Source organism: Motilimonas eburnea (genome assembly GCF_021295345.1).
GTDB classification, from domain to species: domain Bacteria; phylum Pseudomonadota; class Gammaproteobacteria; order Enterobacterales; family CBDFNC01; genus Motilimonas; species Motilimonas eburnea.
Window position 1 is genome coordinate 35,181 of record NZ_JAIMJB010000025.1, and the last position, 18,487, is coordinate 53,667.

General features: G+C 46.7%; 15 protein-coding genes and 1 pseudogene. 4 read left to right on the top strand and 12 right to left on the bottom strand.

Annotated elements, in window-relative coordinates; all coding sequences use genetic code 11:
• Nucleotides 1-69: 69 nt before the first annotated feature.
• Both K6Y21_RS18855 and K6Y21_RS18860 read left to right on the top strand, forming a co-directional pair.
• Nucleotides 70-1,917 carry a tetratricopeptide repeat-containing diguanylate cyclase gene (locus K6Y21_RS18855; protein ID WP_233073432.1) on the top strand — a complete coding sequence of 616 codons (1,848 nt, stop codon included), beginning with the start codon at nucleotides 70-72 and terminating at the stop codon, nucleotides 1,915-1,917.
• Nucleotides 1,918-1,986: 69 nt separating this feature from the next.
• Complete coding sequence (locus tag K6Y21_RS18860; protein ID WP_233073434.1) at nucleotides 1,987-3,192, top strand: class I SAM-dependent methyltransferase; 1,206 nt, start codon at nucleotides 1,987-1,989, stop codon at nucleotides 3,190-3,192.
• 70 nt (nucleotides 3,193-3,262) lie between these two features.
• On the opposite strand, the gene oppF is transcribed toward K6Y21_RS18860, so the two are convergent.
• From oppF to K6Y21_RS18910, 10 genes are all read right to left on the bottom strand, one after another.
• The gene (gene oppF, locus K6Y21_RS18865) at nucleotides 3,263-4,252 is read right to left on the bottom strand and encodes a murein tripeptide/oligopeptide ABC transporter ATP binding protein OppF (RefSeq protein WP_233073436.1); all 990 of its coding nucleotides are present in this window, start codon (nucleotides 4,250-4,252) and stop codon (nucleotides 3,263-3,265) included.
• Nucleotides 4,249-5,229 (bottom strand): oligopeptide ABC transporter ATP-binding protein OppD, encoded by a 981-nt coding sequence (oppD, locus tag K6Y21_RS18870; RefSeq protein WP_233073437.1) that lies wholly within the window; start codon nucleotides 5,227-5,229, stop codon nucleotides 4,249-4,251. Before oppD ends, oppF begins: the two co-directional genes overlap by 4 nt.
• A gap of 9 nt (nucleotides 5,230-5,238) precedes the next feature.
• The gene (oppC, locus tag K6Y21_RS18875) at nucleotides 5,239-6,147 is read right to left on the bottom strand and encodes an oligopeptide ABC transporter permease OppC (RefSeq protein WP_233073439.1); all 909 of its coding nucleotides are present in this window, start codon (nucleotides 6,145-6,147) and stop codon (nucleotides 5,239-5,241) included.
• A 13-nt stretch (nucleotides 6,148-6,160) separates the two neighbouring features.
• Nucleotides 6,161-7,081, bottom strand: coding sequence for an oligopeptide ABC transporter permease OppB (gene oppB, locus K6Y21_RS18880; protein ID WP_233073441.1), 921 nt, complete (start codon nucleotides 7,079-7,081; stop codon nucleotides 6,161-6,163).
• 75 nt (nucleotides 7,082-7,156) lie between these two features.
• Nucleotides 7,157-8,776 carry an ABC transporter substrate-binding protein gene (locus tag K6Y21_RS18885; protein WP_233073442.1) on the bottom strand — a complete coding sequence of 540 codons (1,620 nt, stop codon included), beginning with the start codon at nucleotides 8,774-8,776 and terminating at the stop codon, nucleotides 7,157-7,159.
• A 588-nt stretch (nucleotides 8,777-9,364) separates the two neighbouring features.
• On the bottom strand, nucleotides 9,365-10,087 hold the full coding sequence (locus K6Y21_RS18890) for a DNA alkylation repair protein (RefSeq protein ID WP_233073443.1): 723 nt from the start codon (nucleotides 10,085-10,087) through the stop codon (nucleotides 9,365-9,367).
• Between the two features lie 12 nt (nucleotides 10,088-10,099).
• Nucleotides 10,100-10,423 carry a hypothetical protein gene (locus K6Y21_RS18895; RefSeq protein WP_233073444.1) on the bottom strand — a complete coding sequence of 108 codons (324 nt, stop codon included), beginning with the start codon at nucleotides 10,421-10,423 and terminating at the stop codon, nucleotides 10,100-10,102.
• A gap of 4 nt (nucleotides 10,424-10,427) precedes the next feature.
• Nucleotides 10,428-11,072, bottom strand: a complete 645-nt coding sequence (locus K6Y21_RS18900) for a hypothetical protein (protein ID WP_233073445.1) — start codon at nucleotides 11,070-11,072, stop codon at nucleotides 10,428-10,430.
• Between the two features lie 94 nt (nucleotides 11,073-11,166).
• Nucleotides 11,167-11,853, bottom strand: a complete 687-nt coding sequence (locus K6Y21_RS18905; RefSeq protein WP_233073446.1) for a PspA/IM30 family protein — start codon at nucleotides 11,851-11,853, stop codon at nucleotides 11,167-11,169.
• Between the two features lie 19 nt (nucleotides 11,854-11,872).
• On the bottom strand, nucleotides 11,873-12,286 hold the full coding sequence (locus tag K6Y21_RS18910; protein ID WP_233073447.1) for a YjfI family protein: 414 nt from the start codon (nucleotides 12,284-12,286) through the stop codon (nucleotides 11,873-11,875).
• 260 nt (nucleotides 12,287-12,546) lie between these two features.
• Between K6Y21_RS18910 and glnE the strand changes: the two genes are divergently transcribed.
• Complete coding sequence (glnE, locus tag K6Y21_RS18915; RefSeq protein ID WP_233073448.1) at nucleotides 12,547-15,408, top strand: bifunctional [glutamate--ammonia ligase]-adenylyl-L-tyrosine phosphorylase/[glutamate--ammonia-ligase] adenylyltransferase; 2,862 nt, start codon at nucleotides 12,547-12,549, stop codon at nucleotides 15,406-15,408.
• 49 nt (nucleotides 15,409-15,457) lie between these two features.
• On the opposite strand, the gene lpxL is transcribed toward glnE, so the two are convergent.
• Nucleotides 15,458-16,381, bottom strand: coding sequence for an LpxL/LpxP family Kdo(2)-lipid IV(A) lauroyl/palmitoleoyl acyltransferase (lpxL, locus tag K6Y21_RS18920; RefSeq protein WP_233073449.1), 924 nt, complete (start codon nucleotides 16,379-16,381; stop codon nucleotides 15,458-15,460).
• A gap of 204 nt (nucleotides 16,382-16,585) precedes the next feature.
• Between lpxL and hldE the strand changes: the two genes are divergently transcribed.
• Nucleotides 16,586-18,016 carry a bifunctional D-glycero-beta-D-manno-heptose-7-phosphate kinase/D-glycero-beta-D-manno-heptose 1-phosphate adenylyltransferase HldE gene (hldE, locus tag K6Y21_RS18925; protein ID WP_233073450.1) on the top strand — a complete coding sequence of 477 codons (1,431 nt, stop codon included), beginning with the start codon at nucleotides 16,586-16,588 and terminating at the stop codon, nucleotides 18,014-18,016.
• Nucleotides 18,017-18,087: 71 nt separating this feature from the next.
• Here hldE and K6Y21_RS18930 read toward each other — a convergent pair.
• Nucleotides 18,088-18,378, bottom strand: a pseudogene (locus K6Y21_RS18930) (TolC family protein); the annotation flags it as partial.
• Nucleotides 18,379-18,487: the final 109 nt, after the last annotated feature.

An 18,487-nucleotide genomic window follows, 5' to 3' on the forward strand; every position in this document is an offset into this window, starting at 1 on the left:
GTTAGGGTAAAATAGCAGCGGTATTTTGATGGTAGCTGAGTAGGTGGTAAGTTGATTTTTTTGATAAGGATGTTAGTTACCACTTGGGTTGTTGCCATGATGGCTGCTGGCGTCAAGGCTAACTCGCTGGATCCTTGGATTGCGTTGGAGAATAGCCATCTCCCGCCCCATGAGTTGATTGTGGAAAGTGAATCGCTGTTGGCACAACACCAACAACAAGGTTACCTTGCGGGCGAGGTCAGAGGTAATGTGATGCTGGCGCTCGCTCACCTTTCTTTAGAGCAAGATCAACAAGCCCAATCTTATTTAGATCGCGCTAAGCGGCTCAATGAGTCTGCTAATTCGGTTGCCGACCGGTTAAAAATTAATAACCTGCAAGCGTCTGTTTATGCGATGAATGGCGACATTAAGCAGGCGGTTGAGGCTGTGATTGCGAACTTAGCCCAAGCCAGAGCATTAGATGACCCCATTTTACTGGGGGATACCTTAATACAATATGCTTACACTATGCAGTTGGAATCGCAATATGCTGAAGCCATCGAGCGCTTATTTGAAGCGCAGCAGCTGTTTGAGAAAACCAATGACCATTCACGTTTGATGACCATTCAGAGTAACCTTGCGATCATTTACTCTAAGTTAAAAAACTACCACAAAGCCATTGAATATTATCGCCATGCTGTGGAATTTGCGATTGAACTGGGTGATGATTTTAGTTTATCCATTTTCTATTACAATTTAGGTACAGCGCATATTGGATTAGAGAACTGGCCCAGTGCCATTGATTATTTTTCTCAGGCCAAGGATCTCAGTGTTGCGTTAGATGATAAGGCCGGAGTGGCACTGGCTACCTCCCAGTTAGGCAGTGTGATGATCAAAAACCAGCAATTCACCGCCGCGCTTCCCTTGTTATTAGATGCCAATGATATGCTTACGGATGCCGGCTCGGAGTACATGCGCATGCGCATCAAGCTCGATATTGCGATGATCTATGCTAAACAAGGCCAGGTAGACTTTGCCAAAGCTTATATCAGTGAAGTGGAGTGGATGATGGCTCAAGGCGGAGACGATAGTCGTTTTCCGCGTCTATCACTTGGTGAAGTCTATTCCGAGCTGGGCTTATATCAGGATTCCTCACGTATTTTTTATGCCTACATCGATCAGTTGAATAAAGATTTTGAAATTAAAAAGCAGTTATCCCTGCAACGTTTAGAAGTGATTTATGATGTGCGTTTTGAGAAATCGCGCAATGAGCTGTTGGAAAAAGAAAATGAACTGAATGAATCTGAGTTGGCTCGGCAAAATCAGTTTCGCATGATTTTAGCCCTAAGCTTGATTTTGGTGTTGGTCTTTTTGGCGCTGACATTTCGACAAATTCGCATCCAGCGTGCACATAAACAAAAATTTAAAGCATTGGCCTATAAAGATGAGTTGACGCAAGCCGCTAACCGTAGAGGCATTTTGGCGTTTGCCCAAGAAAGCCTTGAACAACTCGTTGATACTCATGATCAGTTGGTATTGGCGATCATCGACTTAGATCATTTTAAGCAAGTGAATGATCGTTTTGGTCATGATGTGGGTGATCAAGTCTTGATCTACTTTGCTAAGATTGTTGGTGGTTCACTCCGTAGCCATGAAAAAGTAGGGCGTTACGGAGGGGAAGAATGGTTACTGGTCTTACCTCAAGCAACGCCAGATGAAATTCAACCTTTGTTCAATAAATTGCTCAAAGCCTATCAGCAGCATAAGCCCGCGAACTTGCCAGCAGAGCTGGTCCTTAACTTTAGTATGGGCGCCGTAGTGGCCCAATGTGGTCAAAATGAGTCAATTAATGCCTTGTTAAAACAAGCTGATGAGGCCTTGTATCAAGCCAAACAAAATGGTCGCGCTCGGTGTGAAGTTGCGCAGCAAGGAGCTTAAACCTTAACCCTAGGGGGCTGTTTGAGCTAGAATAGCCCTTTTTGCTTGCCACTATAGAAAGAGAGCCCTATGTCATCCCCTGATCTCACTAATATCACTAAGTTTCTTGACGAATGCCATGGCGTGTTTGGCTCGAGTCAGTTCCAGCGTTTGGTGCTGTCTAAATACCGCGGTGATGAGGCACAGTTGAATCGGATCACTTTGCGTCCGGTTGAACTAAAAGGTCAGCGACTGATTTCTTGTCTGTATCAATATCAAACTAATCACGTCACCAAAAATATCACCACGGATGACGCCATGGCCCTATGTCAGCCTTGGCTTAGGGATGATTTTCAAAATGCGCACTTGGTCAGTGATGAGTGGGAAGTGCAATTGAGTGTGACCAAAAAAGGCAAGGTGCTGTTCAATAAGTACCGAAATAAAAGCGCGGCCATGAAGCCTGCGGCGTCAACACAAGGTAATAAAGTGAGCCATAATCGCGCCAAAAAGCGTTATGTTGAACAATCGCGCCCTTATTTAAACGCCCTTGGCATTACCGATAAACAGGGGGAGATCATTCCTTCCATGTCTCGCAAATGGAAGCAAATCAATAAGTTTATTGAAGTTCTTTCACGTGCGATTGATAACACTGGGCTGGCAAAACGACAAGAGGTACATATTGCGGACTTTGGCTCAGGAAAAGCCTATTTGACATTTGCTGTGCACGATTACTTTATGGATAAGTTACACGTACCCACGCAAGTGACTGGGGTTGAATTGCGCCAAGGACTGGTGGATCTGTGCAATCAAACTGCGCAAAAGCTGAATTTAACCGGCATTAAATTTGAGCAAGGCGATGTGCAACACTTCAAGGCTCAAGGCATCAACATTATGATTGCGTTGCATGCTTGCGATGTGGCTACCGACTACGCCTTGCATATGGGGATCCGTACGGGAGCAGAAATCATCATGTGCTCACCATGTTGCCATAAACAGATCCGTCCACAAATGAAAAGTCCGCAAACATTAGCGCCATTATTACAGCACGGTATTCATATGGGGCAAGAAGCGGAAATGGTGACCGATGGCCTGCGTGCATTGTTGCTTGAAGCCCATGGCTATGATACGCAAGTGTTTGAGTTTATTTCTCTTGAGCACACCAGCAAGAACAAGATGATCTTAGCGCAAAAGCGTAAACAGCCACGCGATAACACCGCGATTTTACAGCAAATTGCCGATATAAAAGCGTTTTATGGTATTAAGGAGCAATGCTTAGAGACATTGCTCGCTCAATAATTAGTGGGAGCCGCAGTGATGCGGCGATAAATATGAATATCAAATCGCCCCATTACTGGGGCCCCTACACCTACACTAATAAACACGCCACCTGGTGATTTTCATCGCCAGTGAGTTTGGGTTTTATGTCGCTGCACTGAGGCTGTGCCTGTGGGCAGCGAGTACGAAACACACAGCCCGATGGCGGATTGATCGGGGAGGGCAAATCCCCTGGCAACAAGGCAATGGTTTTATCACGCTCTTTATCTGGATCCGGCAGAGGAACCGCAGACATTAAAGCATGGGTATAGGGGTGTTTAGGATGATTAAACAGTTCATCGGAGGTGGCGAGCTCGACTTCATTGCCTAAATACATCACTAACACGCGATCGGAAATATGCTTTACGACCGATAGGTCATGGGCAATAAATATCAGTGATAATCCCATTTCCTTTTGTAGTGATTTGAGTAGGTTAACTACCTGAGCTTGGATAGAGACATCCAATGCAGATACGGGCTCGTCACAAATCACTAATTTGGGCTCTAAAATTAACGCACGCGCGATGCCGATACGTTGACATTGACCGCCGGAAAACTCATGGGGGTAGCGGTTAATGACGTTAGGCAACAAGCCGACCTTATCCATCATGGCTTTCACTTTTGCCTTAACCTCTGGCTTGGTTAAGTTGGGAAAGAAGGTTTGCAACGGCTCGGCGATGATGTCACCCACCGTCATTCGAGGGTTGAGCGAGGCAAGAGGATCTTGAAAGATCATTTGGATATCTTGGCGCACAGCGCGAAGCTCTGTTTCATTATAACGGGTGAGATCTTGCCCCATCCACAGGATATTTCCGGCACTGGATTTGACTAACCCGATAATGGCACGGGCAAAGGTTGATTTACCACAGCCTGATTCACCGACGACGCCAAGGGTTTCGCCCTGATACAATTTGATGGATACCCCATCGACTGCTTTTAACTGTGCAGGCGGGGTCCAAGGCCAGCCGCCTTTTTGCTTGATGGCAAATTGAACCTTCAAATCCTGTATTTCTAGGATCGCATTACTTGTTACTTGTGTCATGACTGGCTCCCAGAAGTGTTGGTGAATGAATGAAAGCAAGCGCGTTGTCTACCTGCGGCAAACTCGATGAGCTCAGGGGCTGCCTGTTGGCATTGCTCACTGACAAATCCACAACGCTGTTGGAACGGGCAGCCAACCGGTAAACGCAGCAGATTTGGTGGGTTACCGGGAATGGTAGGCAAGGTTTCGCCCTGCGTATCAAGACGTGGGATGGCTTTGAGCAAGCCTTGAGTATATGGGTGAGTCGGTTGATAGAAGATGTCGCGTACGCTGCCATACTCCATGGTGCGCCCTGCGTACATGACTAAGACAGAATCACAAATCCCTGCTACTACGCCCAAATCGTGAGTGATCATGATAATTGAAGTATCAAAATCAGCTTTTAACTCATTGAGCAGCGCCATGATTTGCGCTTGTACCGTCACATCCAGTGCGGTGGTCGGCTCATCGGCTATCAATAGCTTAGGTTGGCATAAAAGCGCCATGGCGATCATCACCCGCTGGCGCATGCCACCAGAAAACTCATGAGGGTACATGCTCATGCGTTTTTTCGCTTCGGGCATTTTTACGGCATCCAGCATGCGCACGCTGTGTTGAAAGGCTTCTTGTTTACTCATGCCTTTGTGTTTGATCAGCACTTCCATCAGTTGCACTCCCACCTTCATGTAAGGATTGAGTGAAGTCATGGGATCTTGGAAGATCATCGCGATTTGCTCGGCGCGAATGTGGTTAAGCTGTTGCTCAGGTAAGTTAAGTATCTCTTGGCCTGCAAACTTCGCACTGCCGCTGATTTGCCCATTTTTGGCAAGCAGCCCCATTAAGGCAAAGGCGGTTTGGCTCTTGCCTGAGCCAGATTCGCCGACGATGCCTAAGGTTTGGCCTTTGTCTAGGCTGAAGTTGAGTTTATTGACGGCGACTACATCCCCTTCTGGGGTGGCAAATTTAACTTCTAAATCTTGTACTTCCAGCAGTTTCATGGGCTCTCCTTAGCGGTCTTTGGGGTCTAAGGCGTCACGTAAGCCGTCGCCAATAAAGTTAAAGCAGAATAAGGTTGTTACCATAAAACCTGCGGGGAAAAGCAACTGCCAGAGCGCAATTTCCATTGATTGTGAGCCTTCATTTAACAGCGCCCCCCAACTGGTCATTGGCTCTTGAACGCCTAGGCCTAAAAAGCTTAAGAAGGATTCAAATAAGATCATACTGGGGACCAGTAAGGTGGCATACACCACCACAATACCTAGCACGTTAGGCACGATATGACGGGTAATGATTTTCCATTTACTGACGCCGCATACGTGGGCCGCTTCAATAAACTCTTTGCGTTTTAAGCTTAAGGTTTGACCGCGTACAATACGCGCCATATCAAGCCAAGAAACCGCACCGATGGCCAAGAATATCAGTAAGATATTACGGCCAAAAAAGGTCACTAGTAGGATAACGAAAAACATAAAGGGGAAGGAGTATAAAATTTCCAACACCCGCATCATCACCTGATCCACGCGCCCACCGATAAAGCCGGAAGTGGCGCCATATAAGGTGCCGATAAGCATCGCGACAATAGCGCCCAACAAGCCCACCATCAAGGATATTTGGCCACCCATTAAGGTGCGCACAAATAAATCTCGGCCTAGGCTGTCGGTGCCAAAGTAGTGGCCACTTTCGATACTTGGCCCTACATGCATGGCAGACCAATCCGTGTCATCAAAAGCATACTCGCTAAGGTGTGGACCGATGATGACCAACAAACTGATCAAGGTGAGGATAACTAAGCTGACGACAGCAGCCTTGTTGCGAAAGAAGCGACGACGCGCATCTTGCCATAAGCTGCGTCCTTCTATTTCTAGGCTCTCAGCCGCATTTGCTATTGCCTGACTCTTTTCTTTTGAAACAAACATGGTTAACTCCAGACTAATAGCGAATTTTAGGGTCGATCACCGCATAGAGGATGTCGACGATGGCGTTAAAAGTAATGGTTAAGGCGCCCACCAAAATAGTGAGACCTAACACCATGGAGTAATCACGGTTGAGGGCGCCGTTAACAAATAACTGGCCAATACCCGGTAAGCCAAAGATGGTTTCGATGACCACCGAGCCGGTGATAATACCGACAAAAGCGGGACCAAGATAAGACACCACAGGTAAAATCGCTGGGCGTAGGGCATGATGTAGCACGATATATGAGCTTGCGAGGCCCTTAGCGCGAGCAGTGCGTATAAAGTTCGAGCTCATGACCTCTATCATGCTGCCACGCATAATACGGGCGATGGAGGAAATATAGTGCATCATCATGCCAACGACGGGGAGCACCATAAACTGCACTGCGCCACCATTCCAACCGCCAGCGGGCAACCATTTTAAACCGATGGCGAAAATCAAGACCAAGACAGGGGCAAGGACAAATGAGGGGATCACGACACCTACCATGGCTCCTGACATCACCAGATAGTCTATCCACGAGTTTTGCTTTAGGGCGGCGAGGGTGCCCAAGCTAACACCGATCAACACGGCAAGAATAAAGGCGGCGGCGCCTATTTTAGCCGAGACGGGTAAGGCTTGAGCAACGAGTTCATTTACCGTGTAGTCTTTGTATTTAAATGATGGGCCGAGATCACCTTGTACTAAGTTTTTAAGGTAATTGAAGTACTGCTCCACGACAGGCTTGTCAAAGCCATATTTGGCCTCGATATTGGCTTTGACTTGCGGCGGCAGTGACCGCTCACTAGAAAAGGGGTTGCCGGGCGCAAAGCGCATTAAAAAAAATGAAACGGTGATCAGCACCAACAGGGTGGGGATCGCTTCCAGCAAGCGTTTAAATATAAACTTGGTCATAACATGTGCTTCCAATGCATATGCTTAAAGCCACGGCCACAACGCAGCCGCGGTTCGATTAGCAATGAAATATATCTACTGTTTAATGAGGTACATATCTTTGGTGTATAGGTTATCAAGGGGGTTATTTGGGTAACCGCCAAGATAAGGTTTCACCAAGCGAGCTGATACGTATTGATAGATAGGGGCAACAGGCATGTCTTGGCTTAAGATGGACTCGGCCTGTTGGTAATAATTAGCGCGCTCGTTGGCGTCGGTGGTTTTACGGCTTTTTGCCATCAGCTCATCATAGGCTGGGCTATTGTATTTACCGTCATTATTGCCATTGTCACTTTCAAGTAAGCTCAGCATAGAAGAAGCTTCGTTATAGTCAGCAATCCAACCTGCGCGAGCCACGCTAAAGTTACCTTGTTTTTTGGAATCTAAGTAAGTTTTCCACTCTTGGTTTTCGAGTTTAACCTCAACCCCTAGGCCTTTTTTCCACATGGAGGCAATGGCAATGGCTACCTTTTTGTGGTTTTCACTGGTGTTGTAAAGTAAATCAAAGGTGAGTGGGTTGTCTTTGTTATAGCCCGCTTCGGCCAGTAGCGCCTTGGCTTTGGCATCGCGTTCTTTTTGGCTTAGGGCTGCCCATGCTTGTGGGGCAGGTGTAAAACCATCAACAATTTCTGGAGTAAAGGAATAAGCGGGTGTTTGCCCTTGGCCAAGAATAAAGTTGGCAATGGCTTCTCGGTTAATGGTGTAAGATAACGCGGTACGTACTCTGACATCATCAAATGGCTTTTGTTTGGTATTAAACTGGTAGTAGTAGGTTCCCACATAGCCGGTTACTTTAATTGAGTCTGGGTGCTCTTTTTTCAGGCGTTTGAAATGTTCGATAGGCATTTCATAGGTCATGTGGATTTCATCAGCCAAAAAGCGATTCATTTCGGCATTTTGGGATTGAAGCGGCAAGTAACTCACTTGGTTTATCACTGTGCTGGCATTATCCCAGTATTGGGGGCTACGTTTTAGCACAATGCGCTCGTTAACGGTCCACGTTTCTAGCTGATATGCACCGTTACTGACCATGTTACCTGGGCGGGTCCATTTGTCGCCTTTGCCTTCAACCGTGGCCTTATGGACTGGCAAGGTTGAAGTGTGATAGAGCATGGAAACAAAGTAAGGCAAGGGTTTTTCTAGTTCAATGATCAAGGTGTGATCGTCTTTTGCGTTCACGGCAAGCTCTGATGCTGCAGTCGTGCCCGCTATAATGGCTTTTGCATTTTTGATGGTAGCTTTTTCAAAGTACCAAGAATAAGGCGAGGCCGTCACGGGATCGACGCCGCGTTTAAACGAATATTCAAAATCGTGCGCGGTAACGGGATCGCCATTTGACCATTTCGCATCTTTACGTAGATGGAAGGTGTAGATCTTGTTATCTGTGGTTTCCCAATGGCTCGCAACACCTGGTAGGGTTTCACCATTGGGTCCAGAGGTCACTAACCCTTCAAATAAATCACGCAATACGTTGGCTTCGGGCACCCCTTCTGTTTTATGAGGATCTAAGGTGGCCACCTCGGCTCCATTCCCTTTTACGAGTTGTTGCACTGCTGCCAGTTCAACGCCAGCCGGTACCTTGGCTGCGTGTACTTGGCTGCTCATTGCGCCAGCAGCGATGACGGCGAGTGCGATTAAGGATGGTTTCCGTATCATGATGATCTCCATATGCTTCAGGCCACTTAAATTTTAGTTGGCTATTAACTTTTTTCAAAATAGCGTCAATAGTCAGAGTAAGTGAATAATTATCTAGTTGTGCTTGTTGTTTGCAGGGGATTCTTTGGTCTGATTTATCCCTAGCAGCTCAATTTACAAAATAGCTGGGGCAAATTACAAATCATATTCTAGTAACTCCTTGGTTAGATGAGCGAGATCAAAGCCGATAAACCAGATGAAACCTTCAATGATAGTGGGGGGGTATTTACTGAGGCTTTCTTTTTAAGTTGTTGAAATTAAATTGTTTTACGTTTCTTTTGTGCGGTTTTCTTAAGTAATAAATCGCCCTTGGTGATGGTTATCCTGTTGGCGATACAGGCAAAAGGGGAGGTGATTTTTTATAGTCTGTGTGATCTCGGTTGGCAACGGAAAAGGGAAATATTGGCCTTTAGGGGCAACAAACAATGACATGAGCCCTTGCTTAGGCGGTTTCTGATTTGGGCTAATTATGCAGTTTTATTCGCATAAACCGTATTGCGCCTTCACATCACTTGGTTGTTTTTAGCGGTTTTGGGTCTATTCAAACCGTTAGCGGGTGCCATGTAAGTAAGATAAGCGCAGCTCGGGCTCGAATTTTTCAATGGCATATCTGAGCATGGTGCGAGGCATCACTTGATAGTGTTGGTCTAGGAATGCCAGTTCAACGGATAAATCGCGCTTGCCTATTTCTCGTAACATCCAGCCGCTGGCTTTATGTATTAAATCATGAGGGTGGTGTAATAGGTGTTCGGTTAAGTCCAGTGTCAGTTGAAATTGCCCTTGTTGGATAAAGGCAAAGCTTGCCATGATAGCAATACGTTGCAACCATAGCTGGTTGCTGTTTGCAAGCTGCCATAGGATGTCGGTGTCTTTATTGAGCAACCAGTGGCCTAGTAAGTAGTGTGCTGAGCTATCGACCAGATCCCAATTATTAACGCCATCTAAATGGCTTAAGTAGAAATCTATGATGGCCTGTTGGTGCGCTGGATCGGCTTTTTCAAATTGCAGTCTCAGGATAAATAAAGCCAGCAATCTCTGTTCATGAATGGCTGAGTTGATGAGTTGTTCAATTTGTTGGATGGGCAGTAAGCGGTATTTTTTGGCCAGTTGGCGCAAAGGGGGGACGCGGATCCCCCAAAATTGATCGCCTTCGCCATAGCCACCAGGAAAGGCTTGAAAAAACGTGGGAAAGAAGGCTGCTTTCTCGGGCTCAATATGACTTTTCAAGTCCAGCAACAGCGCGTCCATGTTTAAGCTTGGTGGCTGACTCATTTAACGCCCCGTTCATTGAGTAGAAAAAGTGGCGAGCTCTTCCATTACGCGGCGTTTAATTTCTAATTGCTGCTCAGGCTCTAAGCCATATCTCATGGCAAGTTGTTGATAATCTTCAGGGCTGAGTGACACGGTTAAGCGTGGGCGTTTGGGCTTGCGAGTCACAGGCAGTTCAAGAATATGACGAATTTGGTCGGAAGGACTGATGCCTTCATCTAAGGCTTTTTTACGGATGCAATATTGGACTTGTTCATCCATATCAAATGCCACTTGTACCGCCTTGGCGGCTTTAGCGGATTTTGCCCACTTTTCGGGTAGCTTTCTTTCGTTAGTCATAATATCAGCCTTTTGGCCAGAGCTCGGTAATGTCACTAATGGGTTTTTCTATTGAAAGATATATGTCTGTGTCGCCATTTTCAAATACATATATTTCAATCCAGCGCTGCTCTTGCTCACCAAATAAAGAAAAGTACTCAAACTGCCTGCCGTGTTGCTCATCGGTATAGGCCGGAGGCTTGGTGCCTCGATAATCGGTATCATGCCAATAACCTACGGTGGCATAGTCTTGTTGTAGGTAATTATTGGCTAAAAAAGCTTGCCATTTGGTGTCTTGACTTAGGGGAGTTAATTTAGCCTTGCCCGGTGGTTCAAAGATCTCTGCAAAGTCATCCATGTCAAACAAACTTTCGACATCGGCGCGCTTGAGTAGCGCAGTGAGTTTGATGGTGTTTTTATTCTTTTCATCCAGCAAGATGAAAACAGGGTCGCGTTGTGCACCCTGACAAGTAAGCTGAGTTTGTTGGCGATATTGAAACTCTTGAGTCTGGATATCGGTGACTTCAAACTGCTGATTACGGAAAAAATCGGCTAAACCAAAGCTATCACTCATTTTCAACAAATCACCCCGTTGTAGCTGGTAAGGGTGTGTTAACTCTCGGCCAACTTTGGCGGCCGGTTTCGCAAACAGCTTTTTGAAAAAACTCATAGCAGGTCCTAGATTTGAAGTTGATAGCAAAGGTTAAAAACAAAAGCAGGTGGCTGGGCCACCTGTATTGTCATGCTCAATTGTCACAAGTCAATTAAGATTTATTTTTAAGACGCTCAAGTACGGCATTTGCGCTGTTTTGCTGCTGGCCAATACCTGCTTGCTTAAGTTTATCTTTCAGTGACTGATCACCTGATTCAGCTTGTAATTGCTCTGCGGCCACAAGCTTGTCGTCAAACATGGCTTGTTTTTGCTTAATGCGCTCAAGTGATTCTTTTGCACTTAACAGGCTCGAGTTGCTTGAGGTAAAGCTATCCGTAATGGCCGCGGTTGCTTTTTGCACACTGTCTGTGGTTTTCACCATGCTAAGCTGGCGCTGGTAATCGGCCAATTGACGCTCGCTCTTCTTGATTAAGTCTTTTAAGCGCGTTGCTGCTTTTTCAAACGTAGCATGAGAGGTTGTTTGCTCTTGCAACTCAACTTCAAGCTGGGCAATTTTCTCGGCCACTTCAAGGGCGAGCGCTTCATTGTTCTGTGCTAACGCTTGGCTTGCATAACCTTCGTGCTCACTGATTTCGCCTTTGATACGTTCAAGTTCACGGCCTGCTTGCATTTGCTTCGCCATGACCTCGGTAAGATCACGCTTAGCCTTGGTTAAGTGGTTTTCAGCATCACGAATTTCTTGCTCAAAGATACGTGTTGAGTTTGCATCCACGATACCTTCACCCACCTCGCGTGCACCACCACGAACAGCAGTAATAATTTTCTTTAAAATACTCATCGTTCACTCCTTAAAGTGTTTATTTGAGGTAGTCAGCCATTTCCGCAATGACTTCTAAACTGTTATCACTCAGTACACTGACCTCGTGCTCAATATCAGCAAGGGTTGAATGCTCAGAAAGTGCGCCGAAAATAACGTATTTTTGCTCAATACGTGCAAAAGAGGACAGCGGCATGGGAATGTTCATCTCCAGCATGGCTTCCATCATCTCGGCTTTCTTGCCTTCGATTACCTCGTCTTCACCCCACAAATAAGAAATACAAAGAATTTGGTCACCCGTGACGGAAACAAATACAGGTATTTCTTCGCGGCCTTGGATGTCGACTCGTAACACATCAACTTCACCGGCAATCGGCACACAGTCAAAAATTAATCCTGTGTCTGATTGATCTGTTAACCCATTTAGATAGGTGGCAATTTTGTGAATATTCATACGTCTCCCTTGTGACATAATATGTCTGACAAAGCTAACTTTAGTGCGCTAGACATAATATGTCAAGCGTCGTGGTGATATTTTATTCAAATCAATTAATCATCATTTACGGTGTCAAGCTAAGGTATCTGCTGCGCTGTGTCAATTTTATTGATTTTGCGAACACTATGTGGTCATTTTTAAGCACATTAGGCTGGTGATATGGACGTAAATTGGTACAGTGGCAGTTAAAGAAACAACCGTCATTAGAGAAAATGTATATGGATCATTTAACTGCCGCCGCCGATCATCATTTAGCCCGATTAGTCGAGCTGATCGAGCTCGACTCTCTGAGTGTGGAACAGCAAAGTGATTTAAGGCGTGCCTTTGGGCTAAGTGATTTTATTGCTAACAGCCTATACAAGCAGCCTGAGTTGGTGAGCATGTGTTTTGAGCAAGGTTTGTTTGAACAAAATAGCCGCTGTTTAGATATTCAAACTGAGCTTAGCCAATGCCTGGCTGATTGCCATGACGAAACTAAATTGCAAAAGTTGTTGCGTCAATTCCGTCGCAAACACATGCTCATTATCGCTTGGCGTGAATTGCTGGGTAAATCCGATTTGGCTGAAAGCCTTGAGCACACATCTTGTCTTGCCGATGAATTAATTAGCCAAAGCAGCCAGTGGCTTTATCACAAGCAATGCCAAGAGTTAGGAGAGCCGCGTAGCGAAGAAGGCATCGCGCAGCCATTTTATATCTTGGCCATGGGCAAACTGGGAGGTAAGGAGCTTAACTTTTCTTCCGATATCGATCTTATTTTTACCTTTCCTGAAAACGGCGAAACACACGGTGGTCGCCGAGAACTATCTAACCAGCAGTTTTTTATTCGCTTGGGGCAACGGGTTATTGCCGCGTTAAATCAGCCTACGGTCGATGGGTTTGTATTTCGAGTGGATATGCGGCTACGCCCGTTTGGTGAGTCAGGCCCGCTGGTGATGAGTTTTGCGGCGTTTGAAGATTATTACCAGACTCAAGGCCGAGATTGGGAACGTTACGCCATGGTCAAAGCGCGGGTACTCGGACCGACAAGCCTTTATAAAGATGAGCTTGAAACCATGCTACGCCCGTTTGTATTTCGCCGTTATATTGACTTTAGTGCCATCCAATCTCTGCGTCAGATGAAAGCCATGATCAGTGCTGAAGTTCGCCGCAAGGGCCTAAAAGACAATATAAAACTGGGCGCAGGGGGCATTCGCGAAATTGAGTTTGTGGCTCAAGCTTTCCAACTTATTCGTGGCGGCCGTGAGCCGTTATTGCAACAAAAAGGGTTAAGGCAAACCTTGCAAGCGTTAATTGAGCTAGATGTCATGCCTAGCGACCGCGTCAATACCTTGCTTGATAGTTATCATTTTTTACGCCGCACCGAGAACGTGTTACAGCAAATTGATGATAAACAAACCCAAACACTACCCGAAAATGAGTTAGATAAGCAGCGCCTGATCACGGCATTAGGCTTTACCGATTGGGACAGCTTTTATCAGCAATTAACGCATGTGATGTCCCAAGTTAACCAAGAGTTTGATTGGGTGGTGGGTGAAAACGAACAACAAGATGATGAGCTCGATAGTGATATCACCGAGCTCTGGTTGCACGACCTTGAGCAGGATGAAGCCTTGGCAGTACTGGCTAAGTTTGACTTAGGTGAGGAAGAAGCCCTTAAGTTTTACCGTATCGTTGTTGATTTCAAAAAAGAAACTCAGCGTCGTGCAGTGGGCCCGAGAGGTCGAGAAAACCTGAAAAAGTTAATGCCGCTACTAACCTGTAAGGCATTAACCAAAGCCGCCCCAGTGACCTTAATTGAACGTTTGGTGGAGCTATTGACCAGCATTATGACGCGTACCGCCTACCTTGAGTTACTCAATGAAAACCACGGTGCGTTAAAACAGCTGGTACGTTTATGTGATGCCAGTGCTCGAATTGCTGCGCAGTTAGCACGCCACCCTATCTTGCTTGACGAGTTACTCGACCCTCAACATTTGTACAACCCTACGCCATTTGAGCAATACAAAAGCGATTTACGTCAATATATGCTGCGTATTCCTGAAGAGGACATGGAGCAGCAAATGGAAGGCTTGCGTCAATATAAGCAGATCCAGCGCTTACGTATTTCAGCTGCTGATATCGCCGGCGCCTTGCCCTTAATGAAAGTCAGTGATCATTTAACCTATCTTGCCGAAGCTATCATGGAGTATGTGGTTAATATTGCATGGCAGCAGATGATAGAAAAATACGGTGAGCCATCGAACATTCAAGGCAGTGAACGCCGCGGGTTTGCCGTGATTGGCTACGGAAAACTAGGGGGCATCGAGCTGGGCTATGGCTCAGATCTGGATGTGGTATTCTTGCATGACACTGACGTGTCGGGCTACACCAATGGCCAAAAAGAGATTGATAATAAACAGTTTTACTTACGCCTCGGTCAGCGCATTCTTCACCTGTTTAGCACGCGAACATCTTCTGGCATCCTCTATGAAGTGGACATGCGTCTGCGCCCGCAAGGGGACTCAGGTTTATTAGTGAGTTCGATGGCGGCTTATCAGCAATATTTAGAGCAAGAAGCCTGGACTTGGGAGCATCAATCCCTAGTGCGAGCCCGCTGTGTATATGGTGATGAGGCCATCGTTGAAGCGTTTACCCAGATCCGGCTGGCGATTTTAGCCAAGCAGCGTGAAATCAATGTCTTGGCAAAAGACGTTGTGGACATGCGACAAAAAATGCGCGATCACTTACTGCGCGCCGATGAGACTCAGTTTGATTTAAAACAGTCGCCCGGTGGCATGGTGGATATCGAGTTTATGGCACAATTTTTAGTGTTAGCGAACACCCAGACTATGTCTGCGATGGCGCGCTGGTCTGACAATATTCGCATTTTTGAAACCTGCGTGGAGCAAGGTTTATTATCACCAGAGCAAGGCAAGCTGTTATCTGAAAGCTATTGCCATATACGCGATGCGGCTCATCGTTTAACCTTGAATCAGCAAACCCGCGTGGTGTCAGCTGATCGCTATGAGGAGGACAGGGCTAAAGTGATCGATTTATGGGATAGCTTAGTGGCTTGTCATTACCCGAGTAGCGCAGAATAAAAAGTGATCAGAGCCAAGGCTAGCTTGGCTCGTTAAGTGAGCGGCCAACTTATTTTTTATACAAGGATGCCTCGCCTTCAGGTCGGGTCTTAAAGCGTCTATGCAGCCACATATATTGCTCAGGCGCTGTCATCACCATTTGCTCTATCACTTTATTGGTGGTGGCGGCATCAGCTATATCATCGCCCGTGGGGAAGTTTTCGAGCGGCGCTTTAAAGATCATTTTATAGCCTTGACCATGGGCTAAACGCTGAGCAAATGAAGGGATCACCACGGTATTTTTGGTTCTGGCTAGGCTTGCCGTGCCAGTGACGGTGGCCGCTTTATCCACCGCAAAAAAGGGCACAAAGGCGCAGCGACGACGGCCGTAATCGTGATCGGGGGCGTACCAAATGACTTCGCCTTGGCGCAAGGCTCGCACCATGCCACGAAAGTCACTGCGATCGAGCAAGCTTTTTAACGCCCGAGTTCGGCCCCAATAAAACCAAAAATCTTGCAGCGGGTTATTGTGTTTACGATAAATGCCGATGCCGGGATGCACCATGCCGCCGATACGGCCATTCATTTCCAACGTTAAAAAATGCGCGCCGATCAAGATAACGCCTTGTCCCTTGTCAATGGCGGCAAATAGGTGTTCTTTGCCTTCCACCTTAAAGTGACGACGTACGCGCCAATCAGGCCAAAACCAAGCCATGCAGATCTCAAAGAGCGCGATACCGGTATTTTCAAAGTTTTTTTCCAGCATGGCTTCGCGTTCAGATGGGGGCATATCAGGAAAACACAGCTCAAGATTACGCTTTGCGACCTTGTATCTTGATTTCATTAGCTTCATGGCTAAACGGCCCAAGTGTTTTCCTAACCAAAGTTGGACGCGATAGGGTAATAATGACACCAGAAACATGGCGGCTATGCCTAACCAGACGCCCCAATACTTAGGGTGGGCAAATTGCGAAGTCAGTTTGGGTTGGCTCATATCGACTCTTTTTGGTGGCAAATAACGCTGCAGTTTAACTAATTTTTGTGCCGACAGGTATGTTTTTGGGAATTGAAAAAATAGCCGTTATTGATAGTGCAGGGATGCCAGCCACTGAAAATGCGAGTGTTCAAACAAGTCTCGGCTGCCAGTTCTTAGCTAGCCTATGATACACTGCTGCTAGCTAACAAAATGAGACTAGATATGAAAATTACGCTTCCTGATTTTGATAACGCCAATGTATTGGTTGTCGGCGATGTGATGTTAGACCGTTACTGGCATGGCCCAACCGAGCGGGTTTCCCCTGAAGCACCTGTGCCCATCGTGAAGGTTAAACAGATTGAAGACCGTCCAGGCGGCGCGGCTAACGTCGCATTGAACGTCGCTGCACTTGGGGGCAAGGCAAAGTTGATTGGCTTAACGGGCCAAGATGAAGCGGCCGATATTTTAGCGAATCAGTTAGCCAGCATGCACATAGCAACGGATTTTGCGCGCCAATCCGAGCGTCCAACCATTACTAAGCTGCGGGTGCTAAGCCGTCACCAGCAGCTGATCCGACTTGATTTTGAAGAATCGTTTTTGGCCGATGACAGCCAAGCATTAGTTGAACGTGTCTCGGCCAATATGGATTATGCGCCTGTGGTGGTGTTTTCCGATTATGCCAAGGGGGCATTGGCTGATGTGGCGAACATGATCGCCTTAGCTAAACGCCAAGGCATGAAAATTTTAATCGACCCCAAAGGGAATGATTTCGAAAAGTATCGCGGCGCGGATTTATTGACGCCGAATTATGGTGAGTTTGAAGCCGTGGCAGGCCCTTGTCACAGTGAAGAGCAAATCATAGAAAAAGCGACCGCTATGCTGGCCAAGTATGATTTAACGGCGCTGTTGATCACACGCAGCGAACATGGCATGACCTTAGTGCAAGCCGATCGCAGCACCTTACACTTACCCGCTAAAGCCAAAGAAGTGTTTGATGTGACAGGGGCAGGCGATACCGTGGTTTCTGTGTTGGCAGCGGCGTTATCGGCAGGAGCTGATTTAGCCACATCTTGTACCTTAGCCAATGCGGCCGCTGGCGTGGTGGTGGGTAAATTGGGTACCTCTACGGTGAGCTTAGTTGAGCTTGCTAATGCCGTGCACAGTCAACAAGAGCTTGGTTTTGGCGTGGTTGCGCCAAATACACTTAAATTAGCCGTGGCGGCAGCGAAAAGTCGCGGCGAGAAAGTGGTGATGACCAATGGCTGCTTCGATATCTTACATGCGGGGCATGTATCTTATTTAAACAGTGCGAAAGAGTTAGGCCATCGTTTAATTGTCGCGGTGAATACCGATGCGTCGGTGCGCGCATTAAAAGGCGAAGGGCGTCCGGTGAACTCAGTGGAGCGGCGCATGGCGGTGCTAGCAGGGTTAGGCGCCGTTGATTGGGTGGTGCCTTTTGCCGAAGAGACACCACAGCAGTTAATCGCCGATATTTTGCCGGATATTTTGGTTAAAGGCGGTGATTATCAAGTTGAACAGATTGCCGGTGGCGCTGAAGTGTTAGCCAATGGTGGCGAAGTAAAAGTGTTGCAATTTGAAGAGGGGTGCTCCACCACAGAGATCATTAAAACGATCCGTAACGAGCGCAACTAACAGAGTGAACGTTTTATGAGCAATAAAAAAACCCACACAAGTGGGTTTTTTTACGCCATTGGATCAACGTATTACTGCGTTGAAGTGACCGGCTTTAAGCCTGCATTGATGTTGGCGATATCGTCTTCAGATAAATCCCCTGCGGCGTATTTTAGGTTAAGCATACTTAAGATGTAATCGTAGCGAGCGTTAGAAAGTTGATCTTTTGATTGATACAACTGACGTGTGGCATCGAGTACGTCAACGATGGTTCGCGTGCCTACTTCAAAGCCCGCTTCCGTGGCTCTTAATGCACTTTCTGATGAGATCACCGTTTGCTCATAAGCCTGAATGGTGCTGATGGATGCTCCTTGTATGTTGTAACCAAACATATTTACTATTGAACCAGTTCCGGGGAAGCCGCCCGCTCCTTGAAGCAGAATCCGTTCTGACTTCGTCTGTAGAGGGGCTCCCCACCTCATTGTTCAGCTC